General features: G+C 67.9%; 4 protein-coding genes and 1 pseudogene. 2 read left to right on the top strand and 3 right to left on the bottom strand.

The features are described 5' to 3' along the window. The coding region (locus tag ABZ641_RS30975) for a hypothetical protein (protein WP_359987141.1) at nucleotides 1-336 on the bottom strand (336 nt) is incomplete at its 3' end. A gap of 390 nt (nucleotides 337-726) precedes the next feature. Here ABZ641_RS30975 and ABZ641_RS30970 point away from each other — a divergent pair. After that, complete coding sequence (locus ABZ641_RS30970; RefSeq protein ID WP_344626864.1) at nucleotides 727-1,305, top strand: TetR family transcriptional regulator; 579 nt, start codon at nucleotides 727-729, stop codon at nucleotides 1,303-1,305. A gap of 455 nt (nucleotides 1,306-1,760) precedes the next feature. On the opposite strand, the gene ABZ641_RS30965 is transcribed toward ABZ641_RS30970, so the two are convergent. Then, a complete protein-coding gene (locus tag ABZ641_RS30965; protein WP_359987138.1) occupies nucleotides 1,761-2,255 on the bottom strand; it encodes a GNAT family N-acetyltransferase in 495 nt (164 codons plus the stop codon). A 263-nt stretch (nucleotides 2,256-2,518) separates the two neighbouring features. On the opposite strand from ABZ641_RS30965, the gene ABZ641_RS30960 reads away from it, so the two are divergent. Then, nucleotides 2,519-2,653, top strand: coding sequence for a hypothetical protein (locus ABZ641_RS30960; protein ID WP_344626862.1), 135 nt, complete (start codon nucleotides 2,519-2,521; stop codon nucleotides 2,651-2,653). A gap of 97 nt (nucleotides 2,654-2,750) precedes the next feature. On the opposite strand, the pseudogene ABZ641_RS30955 reads toward ABZ641_RS30960, so the two are convergent. Then, nucleotides 2,751-3,059: pseudogene (locus tag ABZ641_RS30955) on the bottom strand (hypothetical protein); the annotation flags it as partial.

Below are 3,059 nucleotides of genomic sequence, written 5' to 3'. Positions count from 1 at the left end.
GTCGAGATTGTCGAAGGCGTAGTACAGCGGCAACCGGGTCCAGGCGACGAGCTGGAGATGAGCGGTGACGGCGGCGTTCTCGATAGCGTGCCGACTGCTGGTCAGGCTGGTCATCCGGCTCTTGCAGTCGAGCAAGACGACCTGCCTGTCGCGGGCCGCGATGAGGTCGGGGGTCCAGCGAAGGAAGCTGTCGGTGCTGCGGAGGGCCAGGCGGACGGGCTCGCCCATGACTCCCTGGCCCCAGGGGCTGACATCCCAGCCGCGGTGGTTGAGTTCCTCGGTGACGCGTCGCTCGTGGGCGTCACCGATCGCCTTCCTGTCATGAAAGCTCGGCATGCTGGAAGTGTGGCGCGCCCTCACCCTGACGAAACGACAGCCGCCTTTGGTGCGCTCGGGTTCGGCCAGACCTCTTCGTTGTTCGTGGAGGTTCATGGTTGTCCGTGGTTATCCACGTTGGTTCACACCGTCCCACTGTGTGCCGCTGGCGGCGGCCCGAACACGACCGGATTCAGTCCATGCCCGGGTCGCTTCCTCGACGAGCCGATTGTGTAATCAAGGGCCGACGTCCTGTCAGCGGTGGCTTCGCCGATGCCGAAGGAGGCACCGGTGACGAGGGCGGTCTTGGCGGGTATTGCTGGGATCCTTGCGACTAAGATGAACTATGGTTCACCATCTATCCTGAACCCAGGTTCACCTTGATGCAAGTGGAAGGGCAGGCGAGTTCTCTTGACCCAGGCCAGGGCGCCGCGCGCCGACGCGGTCCGCAACCGGAAGAAAATCCTCACCGCGGCCAGTGAGCAGATCACCGCGCACGGCCCCGAGGCCGGCATGGACGAGATCGCCGCCGCGGCGGGCGTGGCCGTGGGAACCCTGTACCGGCACTTCCCGACCAAGACCGACCTGGTCGCGGCCGTCGTCGCCGAGTACGTCGCCCGCGTCGCCGACGACGCCGAAGCCGCCCTCGCACGCGTCGCCGACGGCACTGCTAGCGCCTTGGAGGAACTGACCGCGTTCCTCGGCCGCGTCATCGAGCAGTCCGCGACCGACCGTGCCGTCAAGGCCGCGGCCCAGACCCTCGGCGCACAACCGGGCGACCACGCCGACGAGGAACGCGCAAGCGCGGCTGTCGCCGGCCTCATCCGGGCCGGGCAGGCCGACGGTGACATCCACGCGGACATCACGGTCAACGACATCTACCTGCTGTTCTCCACCGCGCCCGCCGACCAGCCACCCGCGGCCCGGAACCGCTGGCTCGCCCTCGTCACCCCCGGCCTGACCATCCAGGCCCGACGAACAGCGAGCTGACCGCTGGAACCGGGACAGCGAGCCGAACGGCGCTGTCGTCTCTCATGGCCATCGAACACGGCCAGGCCAGAGCGCTGCCTGAAGTCGCGAACATCTGCTGTCGAAGCTCAGGCTCTGGTCCAACTTCTGTGAAACGGTTACGCCGGGTGACGATCATGCCTTGCCGTATGCGGCGCGGGTTGTCAGCGGCGAGAGCCAGAGGCCAGACTGCTGAGACTGCACAGGCCATGAGACAGCTGAACTGTTCATAACGGCGACGAGTTCACCGCCGCCGAGGTACGCGACTTCGCGGTCGACGCGAGCGTGGTGGCCGGCCTGCTGGCGCTCCGGGACGCCCGCACCGCACCGGACTCGCCCGCGGTGCCCGGCCGCCGTCCCACACCTGGTCATCGCCGTCCACCTCGCCTCCGCCGACCTGGATTGACCAGCGGCGGCGCTTCGGTCGGTGGCCGGGGCTATGACCGGTCGGCCGAGGCCGGTCCGGTGCCGTCGTCGGAGGGCAGGTCCCGCTCGTAGTGGACGAAGCGGTCGGCCGGGACGAAGGTGTCGTAGAGGCGGCGGGCGGGGTTGTCGTGCGCGGTGAGCCAGTGCATGCGGGCCCAACCGCGGGCGGTGGCGTGGTCGAAGAGGTCCTGGAGGAGCAGGCGGCCCGCCCCGAGCCCGCGGTGGGCGGGGTCCACGAAGAGGTCCTCCAGGTAGCAGACCTGGCCGGTGAGCCACGTGCTGTGGTGGAGCACGCTGTTGGTGATGCCGATGACCGTGCCGTCGTGCTCGGCGACGCGGCCCAGCATTGGCTGGTGCGGATCGAGAAGCCGTCGCCAGGTGGAGTCGGTGACCGCTGCGGGCACGGTGGACTCGTAGAAGTCGAGGTACCCGGCCCACAATCGGCGCCAGTCCTTCTCGTCAGCCGCGGCGAGGTCACGGATGGTGATCGTAGAGGTTTCGGACATCTGGGCTCCAGGTGAGAGTGGTCGGGGGCGCTCGTGGGCGAGCGGGCCTTGGTGACGACGAGCACAGCGAGAGTCTCGCCCAGGTCCTCCACCCCGCTCCACCCGGGCAGTGACTGCTGAAGGCGGCCGCGCCGCCTACGGCAAAGCATGATCGTAACCCAGCGTAACCGTTTTACGGAGGTTGGACCAGGGCCCGAGTTTTGAGAGCACTCGGGTGCTTGCTTCGGGACCATGGTTGTGCTCTGCACGACGAGGGGGCCCGGGTGCTGCCGAAGTCCAAGGTCGATCTGTACGCGGCGGTCCGCCGTGACTCGCGCGCCGGTCTGTCGCAGCGTGCCCTGCAGCGCAAGGACGGGGTCGGCTTCCTGACGGTGAAGAAGGCCCTGGAGTCGGTCTGACCGGAGCCGCGGAAGAAGCTGCCGCCCAGGCGGACCCGGTTGGACCCGTTCAAGCCGCTGATCGACGGGATGCTGCGGGCGGCTGACGTCCCGTCACTCAGAGCAGGTCACCGATCCGGGGATGCGACACGTTGGCTCTCAGGAGTCGCAGGTAGTAGTCGCTCTCCGGGGAGACCGCCAGCAGCCTACGGACGACTTCGACAAGCTCGTCCCGCGTGATGCCCGGCACCCGAGGTGAGCGAAACGGTTGGAGGTAGGCGCGGACGGCTCCGTAGCCGCCAGCGTAGCCGTGCGACTTGATCTCTTCCCAGAGTGTCCAGGCATTCGTGCAGCCCTCAGCCCATCGCTCGTTCAGGTAGGGCTTGAAGTCGTCGAGCTTGGTCCTGCGGTTCTGCCACTGTCCCTG

It is taken from the genome of Kitasatospora sp. NPDC007106 (assembly GCF_040634455.1).
Taxonomy (GTDB): Bacteria; Actinomycetota; Actinomycetes; order Streptomycetales; family Streptomycetaceae; genus Kitasatospora; species Kitasatospora arboriphila.
Note: the sequence above shows the minus strand (reverse complement) of the source record. Positions and strands in the feature narration are given on the sequence as shown.